Genomic DNA, 22,152 nt, shown 5'->3' with positions numbered 1-22,152 from the left:
TGTACTGTTAAAATAATTGCTCGTAAAAACTTATGATCTCAGCAGTGACAGAAAATGGATCTGTAGAAAACGGAATTCTTCTGACAGGAACCTTCAGTCTTTTTTCCAGACTTTTTCTTGCTTCCTCGCTTCCAAATGATACCAGACTTTCCCAGCTTCTTTCCGCTTTTATCTCCCTTTTTTCAAATTCCAGAAACTCACTTATCTGCCACTCGCTAAGACTCCCTATTACTAATTGCCTGCCGCATCGAAAAAACTCTCCCAGATTGCCTTCCTCTGCAGTCCCATAATCCACAATTACAGCCTGATAGCCGGACTTTTTACACAACAGCAGCGTATCAATCCCCGCTTTTGCAAAATAATCTGTCTCTAAAACCCGAAACGAATTTTCACCTTTTTTTTCACCACCGCAGACAGCTCCCATAGCATGAATGGACTCATGACTGTTCCACTCCAGAACTGCACACCGTATTCTCATCACACCGCTTAAGTATCCGGCTGTCATGACCGCAAAATGAGTCACTCCCGTACCCCTTCCGGTGCCGATGATGCCAATCAGTTCCGGTACTGCTTCTTCATTAAATGGTTTTATCATTTTCCAGACTCTTTTTACGATTCCCTTCATAGAAGTTTAATCCTTTCCCGACCGATGGCGCTCCCTTGTCCTGAATCTTTTAATTATGACTTTTATCCAGTATTTAAATTGAAAATACCGTTTATGACTTCCCCCTTTCCCCACCAGTATTGCATTTGTGACAGCCTGATAAAAAATCTCCGATTCATCACAGACTGTAAAGGGATCAGGGAAAAAAGGAGCCCGAAAAAATGATGATTGTCCTGCTCCTTTTGGAGTAAAGATTTTCATGCCAATAACCCAATGGTTATATATTACGGCATATGGAATTTTGGATTTCACTACTACTTCCACAGCTTCCCGGGCATGTATTCTGTTCCAGATACTGGCATCACACACCAGAATCACGGCATCAGGTTCCATGCTGACCGCCTGGCTTAAGTTCTCTCCCCAATCCATCAGACGCACACGAAAGGGCGGATCCTTTAATTTCACTCCGGGTCCGTAATAAGGCTTTACAATTAAATTCCTGTAATGCAGCAGCCCGCAGCTGTCACGCTTTGCTTTTGTGAATTTGAAAAGACTGGCCCCCATGAATGAGTCCTGTTTTTCTTCCAACAAGTTGGGATATCCCTGATTTCTTAGGTAGACAGACAGGCCGATTCCTATGTGGGTTGTTCCTGCCCCAGATTTGCTCCCTGAAAGAGCAATTGTAAGAGATGATGATTGCAGACGTTTTTTTGCATCCGTTCCCGTTTCTTTTAACTGACAGAGCCGTTCCACAAGCTCCTGTGCCGTTGAAAACCTGTTTTCTTTCTCTTTGCAGACGCACTGACCGATAACAGCTGCCAGGTCCGGATCCATCGAAGGATCTGGTATAAAGGGCAGCACAGGAAATGTTCCGGTGTACAGATAACAAAGAATTGTTCCAATCGCATAAATATCCGTTCTTTCATCAAGCACTCCGTCCGTCTGATACTGCTCCGGGGCAGCGCAGCCCACTGTACCGTACCGTTCTCCCGGCTCATTTGCTTCTTTTATAGACGCAGCCAGGCCAAAGTCGATGAGTTTTATGGTATCATGGCATAATAACAGGTTTTTTGGCTGTAAATCCAAATGTAATATAGGGGTTGTTCCTGCGAGATGCAGGTAATTAATGATGCTGGCAAGCTGAATTCCATAGAATACGGTCAGCTCCCGCGACAGATGACCCTGTTTTTTCACAAGATCATATAAAGAATCTCCTTCCAGATACTCTTCGATTAAATAACTGTAACTTTCATCTTCCTCTAAGTCGAATATAATGGGAATTCCAGGATGGCGCAGCTCCTTTAAAATGAATGCCTCGCGCCTGAATTGTTCATAATTGAGAAAGCTTTTGGATACACGTTTCACTGCCCTGTATTCCTCAAGCCCAAGATGAACCGCCAGAAAAACTGTCCCTTCCCGACCGGTTCCCAAGATACCGCATAGCTGATATTTTCCAAACAGAACGGTGCTTACTAAAATCACCTCCTTGTGTCTGTTCAATATCATCTCTGGAAATTATTGTAATATAATATTCTTCATTTTTCAACTATTTTATAATTTTTTCACATTTTTAGTGAGCGGGGCGATGCCCAAAACAATATCTCTGGAATTATTCTCCACGAATCAAAGAAGATAGCATTATGGAATTAAACTCAAATGAACACGCTGTTGTCCTGACAGTATTCGTCTTCCCTACATCAAAAGGGAATAAGAAATACTTGTGGATAAATCTGTGGAAACTCAAGTATATCTTACTATTGAAATACTAAACCAAATATGCTATATTAGAATTACAAAAGGAGCAACCGCCCCAATACAAGGGGTGGCCTATATTATGTATGATAGAGAACTCCACCCTGCACAACACGCCATGTTTTACAAGGGTGGTTTTCTATTGCCTGTTTCCAGGACTTTATAGAAAAACGTTACTTACAATTAATGAAAATAAAGGTAAGTAATGCGACTATGAACATACCAAAGGCCATAAGGTCTTTAAAGTCATATTTCATCCGCACCACCTCCCATCTATATATGATGGAAGGCCAACGCCCTTGCAGTGACACGATTGTTCCATACCACTATCGTAACATATCCCATTTCAATGTGCAATTACTTTTCCCAGGTATCAAGCTATAACGGTCCTGCTGTCGTATATTGACTTTCCCTTCGCTTTTTTCATTCTTCCCTCATGATTAGTATCATATCAGTATCACGCTGAAAATCCAAACTATTAAATCCCAGCAATTAGATAGGATACCCGTTTTTTTGCATATAAACCTTAAATTTATATAAATTTTTTCACATAGTAATTGCCTTTTTGCTATAATATATAGTATAGTTATGTTGAGGAAGTATGTAAAAAATATTCACCATTTTAAAAAGAACAGGAAGTGATCCTATGAAGATAGAACGTATCAATGAAAATCAGATCCGTTGTACGCTTACCAGCTTTGATTTAAGCGTCCGAAACCTTAATTTAGGCGAACTTGCCTACGGCAGTGAAAAAGCCCGCAACCTGTTCCGCGAGATGATTCAAAAAGCCTCTAACGAAGTGGGATTTGAAGCTGAAGACATTCCTCTCATGGTAGAAGCAATTCCGTTATCCAACGAAAGCGTGATGTTAGTGATCACTAAAATCGATGACCCGGAAGAATTAGATACAAGGTTTGCAAAATTTTCACCATCAACAGACGAAGAACTGGATTCCATGCCGGCAGATCTGGCAAGCGAGCTTCTAGAAGGTGCCGATGGCCTGTTAAATCTGTTGGGTATTGACAAAAAAGAAGAGCCGGAAGAAGAAAAACCCAAAGAGCAGTCAAACACTTCCTCAGTAAGAATCTACTGTTTTCAAAGTCTGGATCAGATTTCTGATGCCGCAAAGATCATCGGACAGGTTTACGATGGCAGGAATACTTTATATAAAAAACCAAATACCAGACAATATTATCTGGTTATACGTAACACCCCTGAGAAGTCTCTGGACTTCAGCCGGGTATGCAATCTTCTTGCAGAGTACGGAACCAAGATTCATCAGGATTACGCTTCCGAAGCGTACTACAAGGAACATTACGAGGTCCTGATTGAAGGGAATGCCCTTCAGTCACTTGCACAACTTTAATCCGTTCCTTTGTTCATAGTACTTCATCACAAGTCAAAATGAGGTTCGGCCCGCTATGGACCGAACCTCATTTTTAAATTTCTTCATTATCCAGAAAGAAAGCAGAGATTATCTCTAATGTCGCATCTGTCTCCCTGCATGGAATTAAAATCCAGTCATGAACCATGCCTGCTCCCTTTTTATAAACCAGCTCTGTATGATCGAAACTTCCCGCTTTCTCTGCAAGCAGATCACAGTCCGGAGTCATAATATCTTCCGTCCCTGAAAATACCAGAATTTTACCCAGATGATCCCAGTTTCCATATAGGGGTGAAACAAAGGGGTGATCGGATGCAAGCGTACCGCAGTAACGAATCCCAGTTTCTTTTAATGCTCCTGCAGGAAGGAGGCGGTCTGCCTTTTTCGCAATCTTTATCATGGGATTATCAAGTGTAATATCCAGCCAGGGCGAGATCACTACAGTCTTAACAGGCAAAGGCAGAATCTTCCTGTCCCGAAGCTCCTGTAAAAAGGAAAGCGCCAAACCTCCCCCTGAAAAATCACCTAAAAAACAGAATTCATCTTCCGGATATTCATTAATCAGGCGTATATAAACATTTAGCAGATACTGGTGTACTGCTAAAGCTGTGTATTCCGGTGACAGCGGGCAAAACGGGATGGTTACTTTCATTCTTTTTTTAATGGCAAAATACTCTGAGATTTCCAGATAACGGCGGGAAGGTTCCAGGGAATAAGCACCTCCCGGCAGCATTAAAATATGCTTTTGGCCGGTATAGCTTCCGTTGATGGTAACTCCTCCGAATCCATCAACGTCCCACTCCTTCACCCTTACCTTCCTGGTGAAATGATCCCGGTTGATGACGTTCCCCCCTCTTGGAGGTGCTGCAAGCTCCGCTTCCATCTTTTTTTCTGCATTAACAATTCCTGCTAAAAATTTTGTCATTTGTATTTTCAGGCTCACAGCTGTCTTTCTCCTTCCGGTTAAAGCTTATCAGGCCTTGCAGGCTCTGTCTAATTTACGTAATTCATGAATGATAAACTGACTGACTATCATCGCTGATATAATATCTGCCATAGGTCCTGCATACAAAATTCCATCCAGACCGAAGTAAAGAGGCAGAATCAGAATCAGGGGAATTAATAATAAAAGCTGTCTAAGCATGGATAAAACAGAAGCTTTTAAAGGCTGTCCGGTTGACTGGAAATAGCTTGTGCTCACAACCTGAAACCCGGCAGTAAAGATTCCAAGCATGTAAATTCTTAAGCAGCGTTCTGCAAACAGGTTAAACTGAGGATCCTGGGTACCAAACAGACTTAAAATTGCTCCCGGGAAAAGCTGACATACCAGCCAGCCGCACACTGCCACACCGGTGGATGCTGCCGCCGCGACCAGGAACGTTTTTCTCACCCGTTTCGGCTGATCTGCACCTTTATTAAACCCAAAAATTGGCTGAGATCCAATTCCGATCCCAAGGCAGACTGACAACAGAATCATTCCGATTTTATTGACAATTCCCATGGCACTGAGTGCCACATCCCCGCCTACTGCATTCTGATTACCATAATACACCAGAGAATTATTCATGACAACCTGTAATATAGTGGAAGCCACCTGTGTAATTCCGCTGGAAATACCCAGAGGAAGTGCCTGCCGGCATATTTCCGGATCAACAAACATGGTTTTTTTATGAAAACGCATATTTTTACCTTTTTTCATAAAATATACAATTAAAGCCACTGCTGAAATAATCTGGGAAGTGATGGTTGCAATGGCAGCTCCCGTAACGCCCCAGTCAAAAACAAAAATATAGATCGGATCCAGTATGGTATTTAAAAATGCTCCCACCAGCATAGCATACATTGCCAGCGCCGGACTGCCGTCGGTTCTTGCCATATTGCTCAGCACCACTGCCAGCATATTAAACGGAGTTCCGATTAAAATCACTGCAGTATACTGTCTGGCATAATCCATGGTATTCTCTGTAGCGCCAAAAAGCTTTAACATCGGATCAAGAAATAAAAAACCTGCAGCCACTACTACTGCACTTGCCGCCAGAGTCAGTACGGTAACGGTTCCTAGAGTTTTCTGTGCTTCCTCTTCTTTCTTTTCACCAAGCTTAATGGCAGCATACGCGCTTCCACCCGCTCCCAGAAGCGTTGAGACTGCTAAAATAATCGTTACAATTGGAAACGCGATAGTGGTAGCTGCATTTCCCAAATAGCCGATTCCCTGTCCAATAAATATCTGATCTACAATGTTATAAACTGAGTTTACCAGCATAGCAACAATTGCAGGAAGAGCGAACTGCATCAGCAGATGTCCAATTGGTTTGTATCCCAGGGGATTCCCCCCCTGATTTATCTTGTTGTGTTCCATAAAGTGTGTCATTCCTTTCCTTTTTGCTTCGCGTTAAATTGGTGTGCATTGGCAGCCATACGGATCAGCAGCTGCTCTGCTTCCTGACGCTCTTCGCCTGTAAGTCCTTCTAAAATAATTTCCGCCCATTCATCCACACACTCCATAGTCTTCTCCACGACCGGTTTTGCCAGGTCAGTCAGATAGATCCGCCGAACCCTTTTATCCCCTTCTTCTGTCTCTGTCCGGACATACCCCTCTTCTTCCAGCTTTTTTACTGCCCTTGTAGCTGTTGCCTTATCATAATGGCCGTTTAATGCCAGTTCATGAAAATTCATGCCTGGATTTTTAAAAATCTGCAATAAAAAAAACTGTTGTCCACAGCCTATCTGAAAAGAGGATAATCGGTTTGCGAAAAACATATTATTGAGTCTTTGGAGAATCGAAATATATTTCCCGATTTCCCTGTGTTTATCCAATTCATTCACCTCCTGGTGTCCAAACACATACATATAAATGCATTATTTCAAAAACAGCATATCACAAAATAGTTGCACTCGCAACTATTTTGTGATAATAAATATGAAAAAATATATGGTAAAAGGACCGGCCCTAAGGACCGATCCCTTTCAATTTAAAAAATAGTCACCAATTTTCAATTTTGGAAGATCTGGCAGGCTCTGGTACAGGCAGCCTCTGTTGCTGCGCACCCTCCCAGCGCCGTTTCTCTTAATTCAAATGGTATAGAACGGCCAACCACCATCATGGTTTCCACCATCTGGTCAAATGGAATCAGCTGTCTGATTCCGGCCAGAGCCATTTCGGCACAAACCAGGGCATTGGAAGCACCTATTACATTCCGGCTCTGACAGGGACATTCCACCAGTCCTGCTACCGGGTCACAGACAAGTCCAAGTAAATTAACAATGGCTGCGGAAGCCGCATCCATACACTGCTGGGGTGTTCCTCCCATAATTTCCGCAGCTGCCGCAGCTGCCATGGCAGAAGCTGCACCCACCTCAGCCTGACAGCCAGCCTGAGCACCTGCAACGGAGGCATTCCTCATAATTAAATATCCTATGGCACTTGCTGTAAAAAGTCCGTCAATGATCTGTTCATCATCAAGAGAAAATTCTTCCTCCAGAGCCAGTAAAAGACCGGGAAGGACTCCGGAGCTTCCGGCAGTGGGTGCCGCCACGATCAGGCCCATGGAAGCATTCACCTCAAGAACTGCCAGGGAATAGGTGATTGCTTTGGAAAGCATGCTTCCGCATATGGATTTTCCCTGCCGTCTTCTGTCCCTCACCTTTTTTGCTTCTCCCCCGATGAGACCACCAATGGAGGGAACCGGTTCATCTAACGGCTTATGACAGGCCTCTTTCATGATCCGGAATGCTTCTTTCATTCGTTCCGTTATTTCTTCAGCAGTCGCCCCATATTCACTGATCTCACGCTGACGCATGATATCGGAGATCCGGCAGCTGTTCTCTTCGCACAATTGCAGTAACTCTTGTCCTGAAATAAAATCCATAGCTCCTCCTAAACCTGAATCAGCATTACATCTTCAACTTTTTCATGTTCCCGCAGTTTTTCAAGAAGCTCCTGGGGGATCTCTTCATCTGATTCCACCACAGAATAGGCAGTCGCCCCCTTCTTTTCCCGGTACAGACGCATAAATGCAATGTTAACATTTCTTTCGCTTAAGCAGGTAGCGATATAGGCCACCATTCCGGGATAGTCCAGATGCCGGATTACCAGAGTGGAGTATTCTCCTGTAAAATCAACATCTACACCGTTGATTTTGACAATTTTTACCTTACCGCCGCCTATAGACACTCCTCTTACAGACATAAACGACCCATCGGTGCCGGTTAAATGAATCTCAACGGTGTTTGGATGAACTTCCGTTTCTTTTTCGTTGGTGACAAAGGAATAGATCAGCCCCTGTTCTTCCGCCAGCTTAAAAGAATTCTTAATTCTTAAATCGTGAGTTTCAAATCCCAGCATTCCTCCCAGCAGGGCACGGTCTGTGCCGTGCCCCTTGTAAGTCCTGGCGAAGGAACCGTATAATACGAATTCAACCTCTTTTATAGAACCAGGAAACAATTTTTTTACCAGAAGTGCGATGGCTACTGCACCTGCCGTATGGGAGCTTGACGGTCCAACCATATTGGGACCGATCACATCAAATATACTGATTGACGGCATATCATTTGCTCCTTTCAAAGCATGCTAGTTCTTTTTTTCTTTTTTAATATATTTGCGGTAGTAAGATTCTACCAGCGCACTGATTGCATTGTCACCGGATACATTGCAGGCAGTTCCAAAGCTGTCCTGTGCAATATACATTGCCTGTAAAAGGCTGGCAATATCTCCAACTGCCGGAATACCCACAATCGGGAAAAATGGTGTAGCGGTAAAAATGGAACCGCCAGGAGCTCCCGGAGATGCCACCAGAGCAATTCCCAGCACACAGATAAATGGAAACAGTGTGAGGAAGCCATGAGGCATTCCGTAGATCAGTAATGTGGCTGTCACACAGCAGGTGATGGTAATCATGGAACCTGCCATATGTATGTTGGCACATAACGGTACAACGAAATTACGGATTTCCTCGGAAACTCCGTTGCTTTCCGCACATTTGATATTAACCGGAATGGTAGCAGCTGATGACTGGGTACCGATCGCGGTTAAATATCCCGGAATCTGATTCTTCATCATAGTAATTGGATTGCGTTTTGTTATGGTTCCTGCAAATGTAAATGCAATCACCAGGTAAAGAAGATGGAGTATAATAACAATCAGGAAAACCTTCCAAAGTACAGACATAATGGCAAACGTAGTTCCCTGATAAGTCATTTTCGCAAATGTTCCGCAGATATACATAGGAAGCAGCGGAATGATTACACGGTTTAAAACTTTGGTAATAATCTCAGAAAGATCTTTCACTACATTATAAAGCGTATCACCGATTTCCTTGCCTCTCATTGTACTGATTGACACGCCCAGTACAAAAGCCAATACTACCGCTGCTGTTGTTTCAAGCAAAGGTGTAATGGTCAGGGAGAAATAACCTCCTATCGCCCTGTCACTTGCAGCCGCCACTTTGGAAACAACCTCCTGATTAACAAAGGTTGGGAAAAAGTTACTGGCTACAAAATAAGCGGCACTTCCTGCCATCAGGGTAGACGCATAAGATATTGCTGCTGTAAATGCCAGCAGCTTCCCTGCTCCCTGTGACAAATCTGCGATTCCCATAGTTACAAATGCTACAACCATCAGCGGGATAATAAACATTAAAAACTGTTTAAATAAATCTGCCGCCGTAATCAAAATGGAGATTACAAAGCTTGGAGAGTAAAGTCCCAACAGAATACCGATAATGATGGCAATGATTAATTTGGGGACAAGTCCAAGTTTCTTTTTACTTCTTTCCATTTCAATACCTCCCTTTCATTGGTGAATAAAATATTTTTTATTACTGTTCTTATCAGTGTAATTTATTTTATCATAAAATTTTAATAAATGCAATATTTTTGTGTGATTGAGCAAAAAATAAAATGTCCTGCATTATTTTTTGTTTGTTTTGACAAACAATGCAGGACATTTCACTATCCTTTCAGGACTCTGAATTAAAATTTACTCATTTCTCTTTCTCTGCTGCAGATCCGGCATTTCTGATATGCATGTACACTGTATTTTTAGATATATCCAGATACTCGGCAACCTTTACTACTGCATCCTTTAAAGTAAAAACCCCCTGCTGGCAGAGTATGTTGATGATTTCCTTATTTTTAAGAGAGGGAAGAATCTGGTCATTCTCCATAACCTCGTTTCGAACCTCTGAAACCTTACTGTAAATCAGTTCATCCAGATTGTTGGCAAAGGTCTCCGTCTTCATCTGGGCACGGGATGAAATCTCCGGGATGAAGCCGGTAAGAATCTCTGAAAAACTTGTATTTAAATAAAAATTTATACAAAGCAGGCCAATGATCCGGCTCTCCTCTCCCCGTACAACAATGGTGGTTGACTTTAAGGGTTCTCCCTTCTTATTCTTTGTAAAATAGGAAATGTAACCCTTTTCGCCTTCCTTTTTGATCTCTTCCAGCATTTGAAGGGCCAGATCCGTAATAGGCATACCCTCAGTCCGTCCGGTATGATGACCGTTAATGATTTTAATCACGGAATGCTCTGTATCTTCCAGACTGTGAAGCACCATCTCGTAACCGCTTCCCATATAATCTGCCATCCCTTCCAGTAAAACCTTATAGGAATCAAGTATGATCCGGTCAATCAGAGTTAAATGTACATTATAATCTTTCATTGAAACCCTCCTCTTTTTTTAGCCATATGAGGAAACACCCATAATTTTTATAAAATTATAACATGCAATGAAATATTTTTCAACAGATTCACCATATTCCAGATAAAATAATGTAAAATATTGCATTAATAAAGTCCGGACTTCCCTGGTCCGGACTCAGCTTTATAAATAATTATTTACTTATACCAACTTTTGTTTCACAAAGAATAGAAGTGAAGCAAAATCACCTGTTTCCTTAAAGAAATGGTTTCTGTTAATGGGAAGCCCTGCGTACATCAGCTCGCTTCCATAATATTCACCTGTATCCCCTTCCACTTCCACCTGATAAAGCATATCCTCACAGAGTCCTGCAAGCTTTAGTCTGAGCCAGCCTGCATTAGCCGGGTTTAAGGTCTGATAGTAAGCTGCAATCGCCTGTGTCTGATCCTCTGCCACCACCATCCATGCAGTATCGTTTCCTTCAAACGGGCTTTTCAACCGGTAAAATGTTCCCTGGTGCAGAAGTCTCCGGTTTTCCTTATAGATTTCAATCTGCTCTTTTACCAGCTGCACTTCTTCCTCACTTAAATGATTTAAATCCAGCTCATATCCAAAGGCTCCGAAAAACGCGGCATTGCCTCTGGTTTTTAATGGAGTAATCCGGTGGATCTGATGATTGGGAACAGCGGAAATATGCGCACCAATGCTGGATACCGGATAAACCATGCTGGTTCCATACTGGATTTTCAACCTGTCAATGGCATCTGTGTTATCACTGCACCAGGCCTGAGGCGCATAATAAAGCATTCCCGGATCAAATCTGGCGCCTCCGCTGGCACACGATTCAAACAGTATCTGCGGGAAATCATGAATCAGGCGGCTGTAAAGATCGTAAACTCCCAGAATGTATTTGTGCATCACCATTCCCTGTTCGTTTTTAAGCGCGCCCCTTGAGAAGCATTCTGTAATATAACGGTTCATATCCCATTTGATGTAAGATATTCTGGCTCCCTCTATCACATTTTTCAGCATCTCATAAACGGAATCCACAATTTCTTTTCTGGAGAAATCCAGTACATGCTGCTGTCTGCTGGGTGTCTCGTAACGCCCTGGAGCGGATATAATCCAGTCCGGATGCGCCTCATAGAACCTGCTGTTTTTATTGACCATCTCCGGTTCAATCCACAAACCAAACTTAAGCCCCATGGCCTCTATCTTCTCTGACAATCCGGATATGCCTCCCGGCAGTTTTTCCTTATTTACATACCAGTCACCCAGGCTGCGGTCATCGTCGCTGCGGTCACCGAACCAGCCGTCATCCAATACAAACAGCTCCACGCCCGTTTCCTTTGCTTTTCCTGCGATGGAAAGAATCTTTTCTTCATCAAAATCCATATAGGTGGCTTCCCAGTTATTTAAAAGCACTGGCCTTTCCCTGTCTCTCCAGTATCCTCTGGCGAGTCTGGTCCTGTAAAGCCTGTGGAATACCTGGCTCATGTGAGACAGACCCTGATCAGTATAGACCATAACAAGCTCCGGAGTCTGAAACGATTCTCCGGTTTTTAAAGGCCATTCAAAGGTATCCGGGTGAATTCCCATTAAAACCCTGGTCGTATCATGAGAGCAGACCTCTGCCTGTGCAAGAAAACTGCCGCTGTAGACCAGACTGAAACCATAAGCAGTTCCGCTGCTTTCTGTAGTCGTTTTATCCGTCAATGCAACAAAGGGATTATGTTCCGCACTGCTGATGCCTCTCATGCTGTAAACAGACTGTATCCCCTGTTCTAACGGCCTCCGTTTTACATATCGTTCTCTGGACCATGCGCCGGACAGATGAATCATATCGTAATCTGATTCCGGTAAATCCACCGCCGCACTCATGGCATTTAATAGTACAATTTCTTCCTGCCCGCTGTGTTTGAAGAAGGCATTTCTTGTAATCACCGGTCTCTCCTCATATATGGTATAAGTCAGGACCAGATCTGTATCAATCAGATCATCATGCAGTCTGATCTTTAATGTAGATGCCTCCGAATCATCTTCCGTATAGGTGGAAGGAAGCGGTTCCATAGAGGGCTTTCCTGCCAGGATCATGTGATCTGCATAAGTAAAATTTGTAATCCTGCTGCCGTTTTCCTGCCTTACCTGATACGCCCCATACCGGTAATCTCCGGTTCCGTATGCCGGATATTCCTGCTTCGTATACTGCAGGCATAAGTTGACGGGATTCGGGCAGCTGATTGCAGCATGAGGGCGTTCTCCTGTCTCAAAAAGATACTCAAAAGACTCCCGGTCCTTAATCCGCTTCCCATAATACAAATTGCCCAGCTGACCATTTCCCATAATCTGAATGATATAACTGACGGACTGGTTATACAGATGAAACTCTTTTGCTTGTGGATGATAAATGATTGGCATAGTGTATACTCCTTTATAATTTTCCTCCTGATGTTGCAATTCCTTCGATAAACTGTTTCTGGAAAATCAGGTATATGATAACCATGGGAATACAGGCCAGCAGGGAAGCCGCCATAAGTTCCGGATAGTTGGTCACAAACTGTCCCTGCAGTTTTGCAAGAGCCGCAGAAAGAGGCATGGTATTTTGCTCAGTATTGACGACTAACGGCCACATCAGTTCCTTGAAAGCAAACAATGCGGTGAAAATCCCCAGTGCTACCATGGATGATTTTGTAAGCGGTGCCATGACATACAGGAATGTCTGGCCGATGTTGCAGCCATCAAGCCTGGCCGCTTCCTCAAGCGATAAGGGAAGCCCCATATACGCCTGACGGAGTAAAAAGGTTCCAAACGCAGTAACCAGCCCTGGAAAGAGAAGACCAAAGGATGTATTTAACAGTCCCAGTCTGCCAACCATCAGATACTGAGGAATAATAAATATCTGGGACGGCACCATCATCTGAAATAATACAAGGGAGAAGGCAAGATTTTTTCCTTTAAAATGAAGCCTTCCAAAGGCATACCCCGCCATGGTTGCCGTTAAAACTGCACAGGCTACCCGCTCTATAATAAGAACCATTGTATTCCAATACAGTCTCAAAAAATTCATTTTACTCAATACAGATAAAAATGCGTCCTTTTTCCATACAGTGGGAAAGATGATAAACGGGTTCATCTGAGTTGCCTCAGACGTTGATTTAAAAGCCGTAAGAATCATCCATAAGAAAGGAACCAGCATGACGACAGAACCGGCTGCAAGTATGAAATACTGAAAACCTGACTTAAATTTTCTATTCTTATCCATCGTTCTCCTCCTTAGCTGTAATTAACCCACTTCTTCTGGCAAAGAAGCTGGATTACCGTAATGAGCAGAATCACCAGAAGCAGCAGCATGACAATGGCGGAACCATATCCTTTGTTGCCCTCAACAAAGGAATATTTATAGAAAAGATAAACCAGAGACTGAGTTTTCACCAGTGCCGGATTAGCCTTTTCCATCATCATATATATACTGTCAAATACCTGCATGGCTCCGATTACCCTGGTCACAGTCACGAAAAACATGGTGGGAGAAATCAGAGGAAGCGTAATGTAGAAAAATTGTTTTACTCCCCCGGCTCCGTCAATTTCCGCAGCTTCATAATAATCTCGCGGAATCTCCTGTAGGCCGGCAAAAAACAGGACCATGTTGTAGCCGATCACTGACCATATTCCCACAATCGCTACGGAAATGTAAGCAATTTCAGGATCTGAGATCCAGTTCACAGAGGAAAGCCCAATCCGGTTTAACAGGTGATTGATTAAACCGAATTCTGAATTATAAAGCCATCTCCAGACCATGGCTACCGCCGCAGGAGCTGCAACCATAGGCAGAAAATAAATGGTTCTCCAAATTGAACGGCCTTTTATCTTTCCATTTAGTATAACAGCAAGCACCAGCGCGATTGCGATGGAAAAGGGTACTTCAACAAGTGCATACTTAAAGGTATTCCAAAGCGCCTGCCAGACTGTACTGTCCTTCATAAGCTTGCTGTAATTACTGAGTCCTACGTATACATTGCCCTTTCCAAAGGCACCGGTTTTAAAAAAGCTTTGGTAGATTGTCTGAAAGATTGGTATAATATTCAAAATTATGAGGCCTGTCATAGTAGGCAGCAGAAACAGCCAGCCCCACAAAAATTCACTTCTCTCCCGTCTTGATACCGTTTTTTTTCTGTTCATGCAGTCCCTCCGCAATTTCGTTAAAAGGGGAGGCAGCCGTTGTATCTGCCTCCCCGCCCATACCTATTCTTCCGCCAGCATGGCATTCATTTCCTTATCAATATCCTTGCAGACTTCCTCTACACTCTTATTTCCGTTCCAGGCATCAATCAGTTTTTCATGAATCATATTGGTCCATGCAACCGTTGATTTGGAGTACGGACGAATCACAAGATCATCCATCATATCAAGATATGCCTGTAAATTAAAGTCCGGATATGCCTTAATCCAGTTATCAGTAGTTCCCTGATAAGCAGATATTACAATTCCAAGATCAGACTGCTTCTGCTGAGCTTCTTTGGAACCCATGTATTCAATCAGCTTCCAGGCTTCTTCCGGCATGGAGGTATTGGCAGAAGCTGCCCAGCCAAGGCCATTATAGATGGAAGCGCGTCTTCCCGTAGTTTTGTCTTTAGGAAGAACAGCAATGTCACAGTTTGCCTTTACATAATCATTATTACAAAGCTCTGAAAGCATCCAGGACCCCTGGGTAATCATAGCCACCTTACCGGCCTCAAATAAAGCTTCTTCCTTATTCTCGGCAATTACTTCATATGGCGGTGCATACCCTTCTTTCATAAGATCAGTAAGGAAGGTCAATGCCTTAATGGTTCCCGGCTGGGTAAATCCGGAAGATTTTTTGTCATCGCTGATTACATATCCGCCCATGTCATAGACCGGGTTGCACCAGCCTGCCTGGTCATTGGTAGGACTAACCGCAAAGCCATACTGGCTTCCGTCAGCCTTAGTAAGCTTCTTTGCTGCATCTGCAAAATCATCCCAGGTCCAGTCTTTGCTTGGATAGGAAATCCCTGCCTCGTCAAACATTTTTTTATTGTACCAGAGTGCAATGGTATCAATGTCTTTCGGAACTGCATACTGCTTTGTTCCCTGCCAGTTGTAAATGTCCACAATCTCTTTGGGGAATTTATCCATCTCAAGCGTCTTACTGGCCTTGATCCGGTCTGTTAAATCCAGCAGCATCTCATATTCCGAGTACCGCGCGATTTCATTGGAATGCATCCAGAATACATCAGGAAGGGAACCTCCCGTAGCACCGGCTTCCAGCATGGTCCAGTACTGATCCCATGGTGTTACCTGTATCTGCGTCTTAATCCCTGTCTCTTTTGTGAAATCAGCCATAATTTTGGTAAGACCTGGTTCCTGATTTTTATCCCAGATAGCTACAGTGAGTGTCCCGGAAGCGCCTCCCTTTTCTGTCTCAGCTGCGCTTGATTCCTGCTTTGACTCCTGCTTGGTCTCCTGTGATCCTGCGGCTGTTGTCTGGCTGCTGCTTTGCTGGCTGGAACAGCCGATCAGTGCAGCTGCTGCAATAACTGCCATTGCTGCTGGTAATCCCCATCTCCGTTTCATTTTGCTACCTCCCATAATTTGTCACTTTAAATAGTTACATAATTATTACCCAGTTATTTTTTGTTACTTTTTATTATTATGGATCTAATTATAATCTGTTCTTTGTTAGTTTTACATAGATTAATGTGATTTTTATATGGTGTTTTGTTACATTCACGAATCAGCTTTGTGAAACTGCCTGCGATACTGCAGCGGAGATTCCCCCTCTGCTTTTTGGAAATATCTGCAGAAAACAGAGGCATCATGAAAGCCGCAGGAAAGGGCTGTTTCCGTTATACTTAACGAGGTATCTTCCAGGAGACGCTTTGCCTCAAGTATCCGATACTCCGTCAGATAATGCTTGGGAGATACCCCTTTATGCATCATAAAAATCCGGTAAAGATAGGTCCGGTCAATTCCAACAAACCTGGCTACATCCGAAATTTGTATGGGATAGCTGTAATTATGCCGGATATACGTTTCAGCCTGCTCTATATAATTTTTTTCAAAGAGATCCGATTGCACGGCATTTCCGGGAAAATGAGAAAAAAGAAGATAGAGATATCCCCTCATCTCGTCCATATTATGGGAGGTTCCGGAAAAAGCCGCAACAAGAGCCATAATAATCTCCCGCCACTCGTTTCCTCTGTCAAAACGATAGCAGTATCCCGCCTCTTCTCTCCGGTACTCGGATACCAGACGTTCTGCCTCGGTTCCGGAAAATGCCACCCATGCATATTCCCATGGTTCCCTGTTATCCGCCTGATAGTAAGTCACTTCCTGAGGCTTAATTAAAAACGCCTCACCTTCCATAAGCCGGTACTCCCTGTCAGAAGTCCTGTAAACTCCCCTGCCTTTCAGTACAACATGAAGAAGGTAATGCTTACGGACAGCCGGCCCGAAAAAATGGCCGGGTATACACGTTTCGTGTCCGCAGTAATAAATGGTAAGTCCCCTTGCTGATTGATTCATGACCTCACCTCCATACAACAAACTGACAATTTTTCGAAACAAACTTCCTATCTTTTTTTCTCCTGTAATTATACAATAGCCTCATCTGGCAGACAAGGAAAACAAGGAGGAATAACAATGATAAAAATAACTTTTATGGGAGCAGGAAGTACGATATTTGCTAGAAATGTCTTAGGAGACTGTATGTGCACGCCTTCCCTGCGTGACGCTGAAATCGCTCTGTATGACATCGATCCCATCCGGCTTTCGGACTCGGAGCTTATAATAAGTGCAATCAACAAAAATGTAAATGATGGGAGGGCCGGCATACGCACTTATCTGGGGCCGGAAAACCGGAGGGAGGCTTTGTCTGGTGCAACTTTTGTTGTAAATGCAATCCAGGTAGGAGGATATGATCCCTGCACAATTACCGATTTTGAAATACCGGAGAAATACGGTCTGCGTCAGACCATAGCCGACACGCTGGGAATCGGCGGGATCATGCGGGGCTTAAGAACCATTCCGGTCATGGAAGAATTTGCAAGAGATATGGAAGAGGTCTGCCCAAATGCCTGGTTTTTAAACTATACCAACCCCATGGCAATCCTCACCGGATACATGCAGCGGTATACCTCTGTCAAAACCATCGGTCTGTGCCACAGTGTTCAGGTCTGTTCGGAAAATCTGCTGAAAGAACTGGGTATGGAGGACTGTCTGGAAGGCCGGACAGAACTGATTGCCGGAATTAATCATATGGCATGGCTTTTAAATATTCACGATCACAACGGCAGGGATCTTTATCCGTTAATCAGGCAGAAAGCTCTAAAGATGAATCAGGCAGGCAGCCACAAGGATATGGTACGTTTTGAGTACATACGAAATCTGGGTTATTACTGCACGGAATCCAGCGAGCACAACGCAGAGTATAATTCCCTGTTTATTAAGTCCCGGTATCCGCAGCTGATTGAAGAATTTAATATCCCGTTAAATGAATATCCCAGACGGTGCATCAAACAGATTCATGAGTGGGAAGAGGAAAAAGCATCAATCTTAAACAACGGTGCCATCACTCACACCCGTTCTCTGGAATATGCTTCCTATATTATGGAATCCATCATAACCAATCACCCGTATAAAATCGGAGGAAATGTTTTAAACAGAGGTCTGATTGAGAATCTGCCTTCTGATGCATGTGTGGAAGTACCCTGTCTTGTCGATGGAAGCGGGATAACTCCCTGTCACGTCGGCCGTCTCCCGGTCCAGCTGGCTGCCATGAATATGACAAATATCAATCCCCAGCTGATTACCGTGGAAGCCGCCCGAACAAGAAGCAGGGATGCGATTTACCAGGCCGCCATGCTGGACCCTCACACCAGTGCAGAGCTCAGTATCAGAGATATCCGGGCCATGGTGGATGAACTGATTGACGCACACGGCGATTATATGAGCATGTACCGCTGAATTTCTTCTATAAATAAGATTTGCAAGTAAAATCTGCTTCCTGTATAATAGATATGAATAATCAGTATCCGATTGAGGGGGCATAGCTTTGACTGAAAAACAGACGAGTTATAAATGTGTGGCGGGATTCCGTTGTTTAAGAAACATCAAGCGTCAAACCAATGATTTGTATCTGGTCCACTGCGGTATTCAGCAGTGTCCTCCCGGATACACCTACAATCACAAGATTCCCAATGAATATCATCTCCATTTTGTGCTGGGAGGAGCGGGTGTTCTGGAAACAGGAGGAACCCGTTATGAGTTGGAAACTGATGATATCTTCATGATTCCCAAAGGCCAGCCGATTCAGTATCATGCAGATTATGATAACCCATGGGAGTATATGTGGATCACCTTTGACGGCACCATGGCGGAAACCTATCTGGGATATGCGGGCCTGTTAAATGAACATTGTGCCATCCATTCCCAGATCCCAAACCGGTGCTACCTGCCTATGATACAGAAGATTCTGGATACCAACCAGCTGACATTTGCCAATGAAATTAAGCGTGTGGGATATTTATACGAGATCCTGTCCACGCTGATTGAAACACAGAGCAGCCTGCGCACCAGCAAAAATCAGTACGATTATTCCATTGATACCTATATTGATTACGCGCTGCAGTATATCAAGCTGAACTATGACCGCATCAGGGTTCAGGATATTGCTGATTACATTGGAATCAACCGTTCCTATTTAACTTCAATCTTTAAAAAGAAGCTGGAAGTATCTCCTCAGGAGTATTTAATGCGATTCCGTTTAAACATTGCAGCCCGGGAACTGGCCGGCACCTGTCGGTCTATACAGGAAATTGCCACCAGCATCGGTTATGATAATCCGCTGACCTTTTCCAAGATATTCAAGCAGGAATACGGAGTGAGTCCCAGGCATTACCGGGAAGAAAAAAAAGAAATGAAAAATAAGGAGGCTGATCCTTAGGACCGCCTCCTTAAATACTCTATCTGTCTGCTAAGACTTCATTAATCTGAGAAACCAGAACATCACAGTCAATTCCATGAACCTGACAAGCTTCCTCTAAAGACTCTCCCTGAGATGCGGGACAGCCAAGACAATGCATACCTGCACGCATAAGCATCGGTGCAATGTTGTCATCCATCTCAAGCAATGCTCCGATCAGCATATTTTTATCAATCTGCATCTTGTATTCCTCCTTATAAAATTGTACATACTGTTTTTATAATATAATACTTTTCCAGGCAATTAGCAAGGGTTTCATACCGTTTTTTCTTTTAAACGCTTATAGAAAAATTTCTCAATAAGCGCTATTGACATTGTATACAGTATTCATATATAATGTATTCATACAAAGGTCCTAGGAATTATAACCTTTGATGACACTTATTTATTATTGATACTTATTATAAAGATTTTTTATGGAGGTACAAACAAATGAGACCGGAATGGAGAGCTTTTAGCAACGGTATATGGGAACATGAGATTAACGTCAGAGACTTTATTCAGAAGAACTATACCCCTTACGACGGGGATGATACTTTCCTTGCAGGACCAACAAAGAAAACTGAGGAACTATGGGCACAGGTAATGGAATTAAGCAAAAAGGAGCGGGAAGCCGGCGGCGTTCTGGATATGGATACAAAGCTCGTTTCCACGATTACCTCTCATGGCCCTGGATATTTAGACAAGGACAAAGAAACAATTGTTGGATTCCAGACAGATAAGCCTTTTAAGCGTTCCCTGCAGCCTTACGGCGGCATCCGAATGGCAGAAAAGGCCTGTGCAGATAATGGATATACCATTGATCCGGAAGTAAAGGAATTTTTCAATATTCATAGAAAGACACATAATGCGGGCGTTTTTGATGCTTATACGGAAGAAATGCGTAACTGCCGCTCCAGCCACATCATTACCGGACTTCCGGATGCTTATGGCCGAGGACGTATTATCGGTGATTACCGCAGAGTTGCTCTTTACGGAATCGACCGTCTGATTGAAGATAAGGAAGAACAAAAGAATACAACCCGTACTACCATGTATTCCGATGTAATCCGTGACAGAGAAGAGCTGTCTGAGCAGCTCCGTGCTTTAAAGGAATTGAAGAAACTTGGTTCTATTTATGGATTTGATATTTCAAAGCCTGCCATGAATGTGAAGGAAGCCATTCAGTGGACTTACCTGGCTTACTTAGCTGCAGTAAAGGAGCAGAACGGTGCTGCCATGTCCCTTGGACGTACATCTACTTTCATTGATATTTATGCTCAGAGAGACTTAGCGGAGGGCACTTTCACCGAAGAAGAGGTTCAGGAATTTGTGGATCACTTCATCATGAAGCTTCGTCTTGTGAAGTTTGCACGTACACCGGAATACAACGAGCTTTTCTCCGGTGATCCTACCTGGGTAACAGAATCCATCGGCGGTGTGGGAATTGACGGACGCCATCTGGTAACAAAGATGTCCTACCGTTATCTTCATACCCTTCAGAACTTAGGCACTGCACCAGAACCTAATTTAACCGTTCTCTGGTCAACAAAGCTTCCGGCTAATTTTAAGCGTTTCTGTGCAAAAACTTCCATCGCATCCTCTTCTATTCAGTATGAGAATGATGATTTAATGAGAGTTACCCACGGTGATGACTATGCAATCGCCTGCTGCGTATCTTCCATGAGAGTAGGAAAAGAGATGCAGTTCTTCGGAGCACGCGCCAACCTGGCAAAATGTCTCTTATATGCGATTAACGGCGGCGTGGATGAAATCACAAAGAAGCAGATAGGACCGAATTACCGCCCAATTACCTCTGAGTATCTAGATTATGATGAGGTAATGGATGCTTATAAGGATATGATGCAGTGGCTTGCAAGAGTCTATGTAAATGCTTTAAACATCATTCACTATATGCATGACAAATACAGCTATGAGCGCATTCAGATGGCTCTTCATGATAAAAAAGTAACCCGTTGGTTTGCAACCGGAATCGCAGGTCTTTCCGTTGTTGCCGACTCGCTTTCCGCCATTAAATATGCTAAGGTGAAAGCAATCCGTGATGAGAATGGCATTGTTGTGGATTATGAAATTGAGGGAGATTTCCCAAAATACGGTAACAACGATGACCGCGTGGATCAGATTGCAAATGATCTGGTACACACCTTCATGAACTTTGTGAAGGCAAATCATACTTACCGCGGAGGAATTCCTACAACTTCCATCTTGACAATTACTTCCAACGTAGTATATGGTAAAAACACAGGAGCAACTCCTGACGGACGTAAGAAAGGCGAAGCATTTGCACCTGGTGCAAACCCAATGCACAGAAGAGACACCCATGGTGCAGTATCATCTCTGGCATCAGTGGCCAAGCTTCCATTTAAGGATGCTCAGGATGGTATCTCCAATACCTTCTCTATCGTTCCAGGCGCTCTTGGCAAGGAGGATAAGATTTTCTCCGGAGACCTGGAAGTTGATCTTGAACTGGCTTTAAGCGAGGACCAGAAGTAAGGAGTGACTGTTATGGCAGATCCGAAAGAAAAACAAATTGATGATATTGTCTCAATGCTGGATTCATTTATGACCAATAACGGCGGTCATATGAACATCCGTGTAGCGGAGGACGGTACCGTAAACGCCGATAAGACTATGGCGAAAACTATCACCACTACCAATTCTCTTGACTGTGCCGAAGGCGATGTAGCCTGCCGCGTTCCCACCCTGTTTGAGGGTATGGACCTGGAGGAGGAAGACCAGCCGGCCGTCAGGAATACGAAATGATTGAAAA

The 22,152-nt window shown here is 43.5% G+C and carries 20 protein-coding genes; 5 read left to right on the top strand and 15 right to left on the bottom strand.

Annotated elements, in window-relative coordinates; translation table 11 throughout:
- Positions 1 to 7 precede the first annotated feature (7 nt).
- Together V7D18_RS18720 and V7D18_RS18715 are read right to left on the bottom strand one after the other, a co-directional pair.
- Entirely contained in the window at positions 8 to 625 is a 618-nt protein-coding gene (locus tag V7D18_RS18720) for a hypothetical protein (RefSeq protein WP_426156403.1), read from the bottom strand.
- 6 nt (positions 626 to 631) lie between these two features.
- Positions 632 to 2,104 (bottom strand): serine/threonine protein kinase, encoded by a 1,473-nt coding sequence (locus V7D18_RS18715; protein WP_426156402.1) that lies wholly within the window; start codon positions 2,102 to 2,104, stop codon positions 632 to 634.
- A gap of 898 nt (positions 2,105 to 3,002) precedes the next feature.
- On the opposite strand from V7D18_RS18715, the gene V7D18_RS18710 reads away from it, so the two are divergent.
- A complete protein-coding gene (locus V7D18_RS18710; RefSeq protein ID WP_117419571.1) occupies positions 3,003 to 3,722 on the top strand; it encodes an adaptor protein MecA in 720 nt (239 codons plus the stop codon).
- Between the two features lie 73 nt (positions 3,723 to 3,795).
- On the opposite strand, the gene V7D18_RS18705 is transcribed toward V7D18_RS18710, so the two are convergent.
- The 12 genes from V7D18_RS18705 to V7D18_RS18650 all read right to left on the bottom strand — a co-directional run bounded on the left by V7D18_RS18705 (position 3,796) and on the right by V7D18_RS18650 (position 16,924).
- Positions 3,796 to 4,683: an alpha/beta hydrolase fold domain-containing protein gene (locus V7D18_RS18705; protein ID WP_426156400.1), complete on the bottom strand. Its 888-nt coding sequence runs from the start codon at positions 4,681 to 4,683 to the stop codon at positions 3,796 to 3,798.
- A gap of 30 nt (positions 4,684 to 4,713) precedes the next feature.
- Entirely contained in the window at positions 4,714 to 6,099 is a 1,386-nt protein-coding gene (locus tag V7D18_RS18700) for an MATE family efflux transporter (protein ID WP_426156399.1), read from the bottom strand.
- A gap of 8 nt (positions 6,100 to 6,107) precedes the next feature.
- Positions 6,108 to 6,566 (bottom strand): MarR family winged helix-turn-helix transcriptional regulator, encoded by a 459-nt coding sequence (locus tag V7D18_RS18695; RefSeq protein ID WP_426156397.1) that lies wholly within the window; start codon positions 6,564 to 6,566, stop codon positions 6,108 to 6,110.
- Positions 6,567 to 6,733: 167 nt separating this feature from the next.
- The gene (sdaAA, locus tag V7D18_RS18690) at positions 6,734 to 7,609 is read right to left on the bottom strand and encodes an L-serine ammonia-lyase, iron-sulfur-dependent, subunit alpha (protein ID WP_426156395.1); all 876 of its coding nucleotides are present in this window, start codon (positions 7,607 to 7,609) and stop codon (positions 6,734 to 6,736) included.
- A gap of 8 nt (positions 7,610 to 7,617) precedes the next feature.
- Positions 7,618 to 8,286 carry an L-serine ammonia-lyase, iron-sulfur-dependent subunit beta gene (gene sdaAB, locus V7D18_RS18685; protein WP_426156393.1) on the bottom strand — a complete coding sequence of 223 codons (669 nt, stop codon included), beginning with the start codon at positions 8,284 to 8,286 and terminating at the stop codon, positions 7,618 to 7,620.
- Positions 8,287 to 8,310: 24 nt separating this feature from the next.
- Positions 8,311 to 9,516, bottom strand: a complete 1,206-nt coding sequence (locus V7D18_RS18680) for a dicarboxylate/amino acid:cation symporter (RefSeq protein WP_426156391.1) — start codon at positions 9,514 to 9,516, stop codon at positions 8,311 to 8,313.
- 205 nt (positions 9,517 to 9,721) lie between these two features.
- The gene (locus V7D18_RS18675; RefSeq protein WP_426156390.1) at positions 9,722 to 10,402 is read right to left on the bottom strand and encodes a helix-turn-helix transcriptional regulator; all 681 of its coding nucleotides are present in this window, start codon (positions 10,400 to 10,402) and stop codon (positions 9,722 to 9,724) included.
- Positions 10,403 to 10,582: 180 nt separating this feature from the next.
- Positions 10,583 to 12,799 carry an alpha-galactosidase gene (locus tag V7D18_RS18670; RefSeq protein WP_426156389.1) on the bottom strand — a complete coding sequence of 739 codons (2,217 nt, stop codon included), beginning with the start codon at positions 12,797 to 12,799 and terminating at the stop codon, positions 10,583 to 10,585.
- 13 nt (positions 12,800 to 12,812) lie between these two features.
- A complete protein-coding gene (locus V7D18_RS18665; RefSeq protein ID WP_426156387.1) occupies positions 12,813 to 13,643 on the bottom strand; it encodes a carbohydrate ABC transporter permease in 831 nt (276 codons plus the stop codon).
- A gap of 11 nt (positions 13,644 to 13,654) precedes the next feature.
- On the bottom strand, positions 13,655 to 14,560 hold the full coding sequence (locus V7D18_RS18660; protein WP_426156385.1) for a carbohydrate ABC transporter permease: 906 nt from the start codon (positions 14,558 to 14,560) through the stop codon (positions 13,655 to 13,657).
- A gap of 63 nt (positions 14,561 to 14,623) precedes the next feature.
- Positions 14,624 to 15,973 (bottom strand): ABC transporter substrate-binding protein, encoded by a 1,350-nt coding sequence (locus tag V7D18_RS18655; RefSeq protein ID WP_426156383.1) that lies wholly within the window; start codon positions 15,971 to 15,973, stop codon positions 14,624 to 14,626.
- Positions 15,974 to 16,126: 153 nt separating this feature from the next.
- Positions 16,127 to 16,924, bottom strand: coding sequence for an AraC family transcriptional regulator (locus V7D18_RS18650; protein WP_426156381.1), 798 nt, complete (start codon positions 16,922 to 16,924; stop codon positions 16,127 to 16,129).
- 117 nt (positions 16,925 to 17,041) lie between these two features.
- Here V7D18_RS18650 and V7D18_RS18645 point away from each other — a divergent pair, with 117 nt between their 5' ends.
- On the top strand, positions 17,042 to 18,364 hold the full coding sequence (locus V7D18_RS18645) for an alpha-glucosidase/alpha-galactosidase (RefSeq protein ID WP_426156379.1): 1,323 nt from the start codon (positions 17,042 to 17,044) through the stop codon (positions 18,362 to 18,364).
- An 88-nt stretch (positions 18,365 to 18,452) separates the two neighbouring features.
- Complete coding sequence (locus tag V7D18_RS18640) at positions 18,453 to 19,343, top strand: AraC family transcriptional regulator (protein ID WP_426156377.1); 891 nt, start codon at positions 18,453 to 18,455, stop codon at positions 19,341 to 19,343.
- A 19-nt stretch (positions 19,344 to 19,362) separates the two neighbouring features.
- Here the strand turns inward: V7D18_RS18640 and V7D18_RS18635 are convergent, their stop codons facing one another.
- Positions 19,363 to 19,563, bottom strand: a complete 201-nt coding sequence (locus tag V7D18_RS18635; protein ID WP_097004642.1) for a DUF1858 domain-containing protein — start codon at positions 19,561 to 19,563, stop codon at positions 19,363 to 19,365.
- Positions 19,564 to 19,814: 251 nt separating this feature from the next.
- Here V7D18_RS18635 and pflB point away from each other — a divergent pair, with 251 nt between their 5' ends.
- A complete protein-coding gene (gene pflB / locus V7D18_RS18630; RefSeq protein WP_426156375.1) occupies positions 19,815 to 21,875 on the top strand; it encodes a formate C-acetyltransferase in 2,061 nt (686 codons plus the stop codon).
- A 12-nt stretch (positions 21,876 to 21,887) separates the two neighbouring features.
- On the top strand, positions 21,888 to 22,145 hold the full coding sequence (locus V7D18_RS18625) for a hypothetical protein (RefSeq protein ID WP_426156373.1): 258 nt from the start codon (positions 21,888 to 21,890) through the stop codon (positions 22,143 to 22,145).
- Positions 22,146 to 22,152: the final 7 nt, after the last annotated feature.

Origin of the sequence: Lacrimispora sp. 38-1, from assembly GCF_049890855.1 — a bacterium.
Lineage (GTDB): Bacteria > Bacillota > Clostridia > Lachnospirales > Lachnospiraceae > Lacrimispora.
The sequence above is the reverse complement of the archived record's forward strand: the minus strand, read 5'-3'. Positions and strand labels throughout refer to the sequence as shown.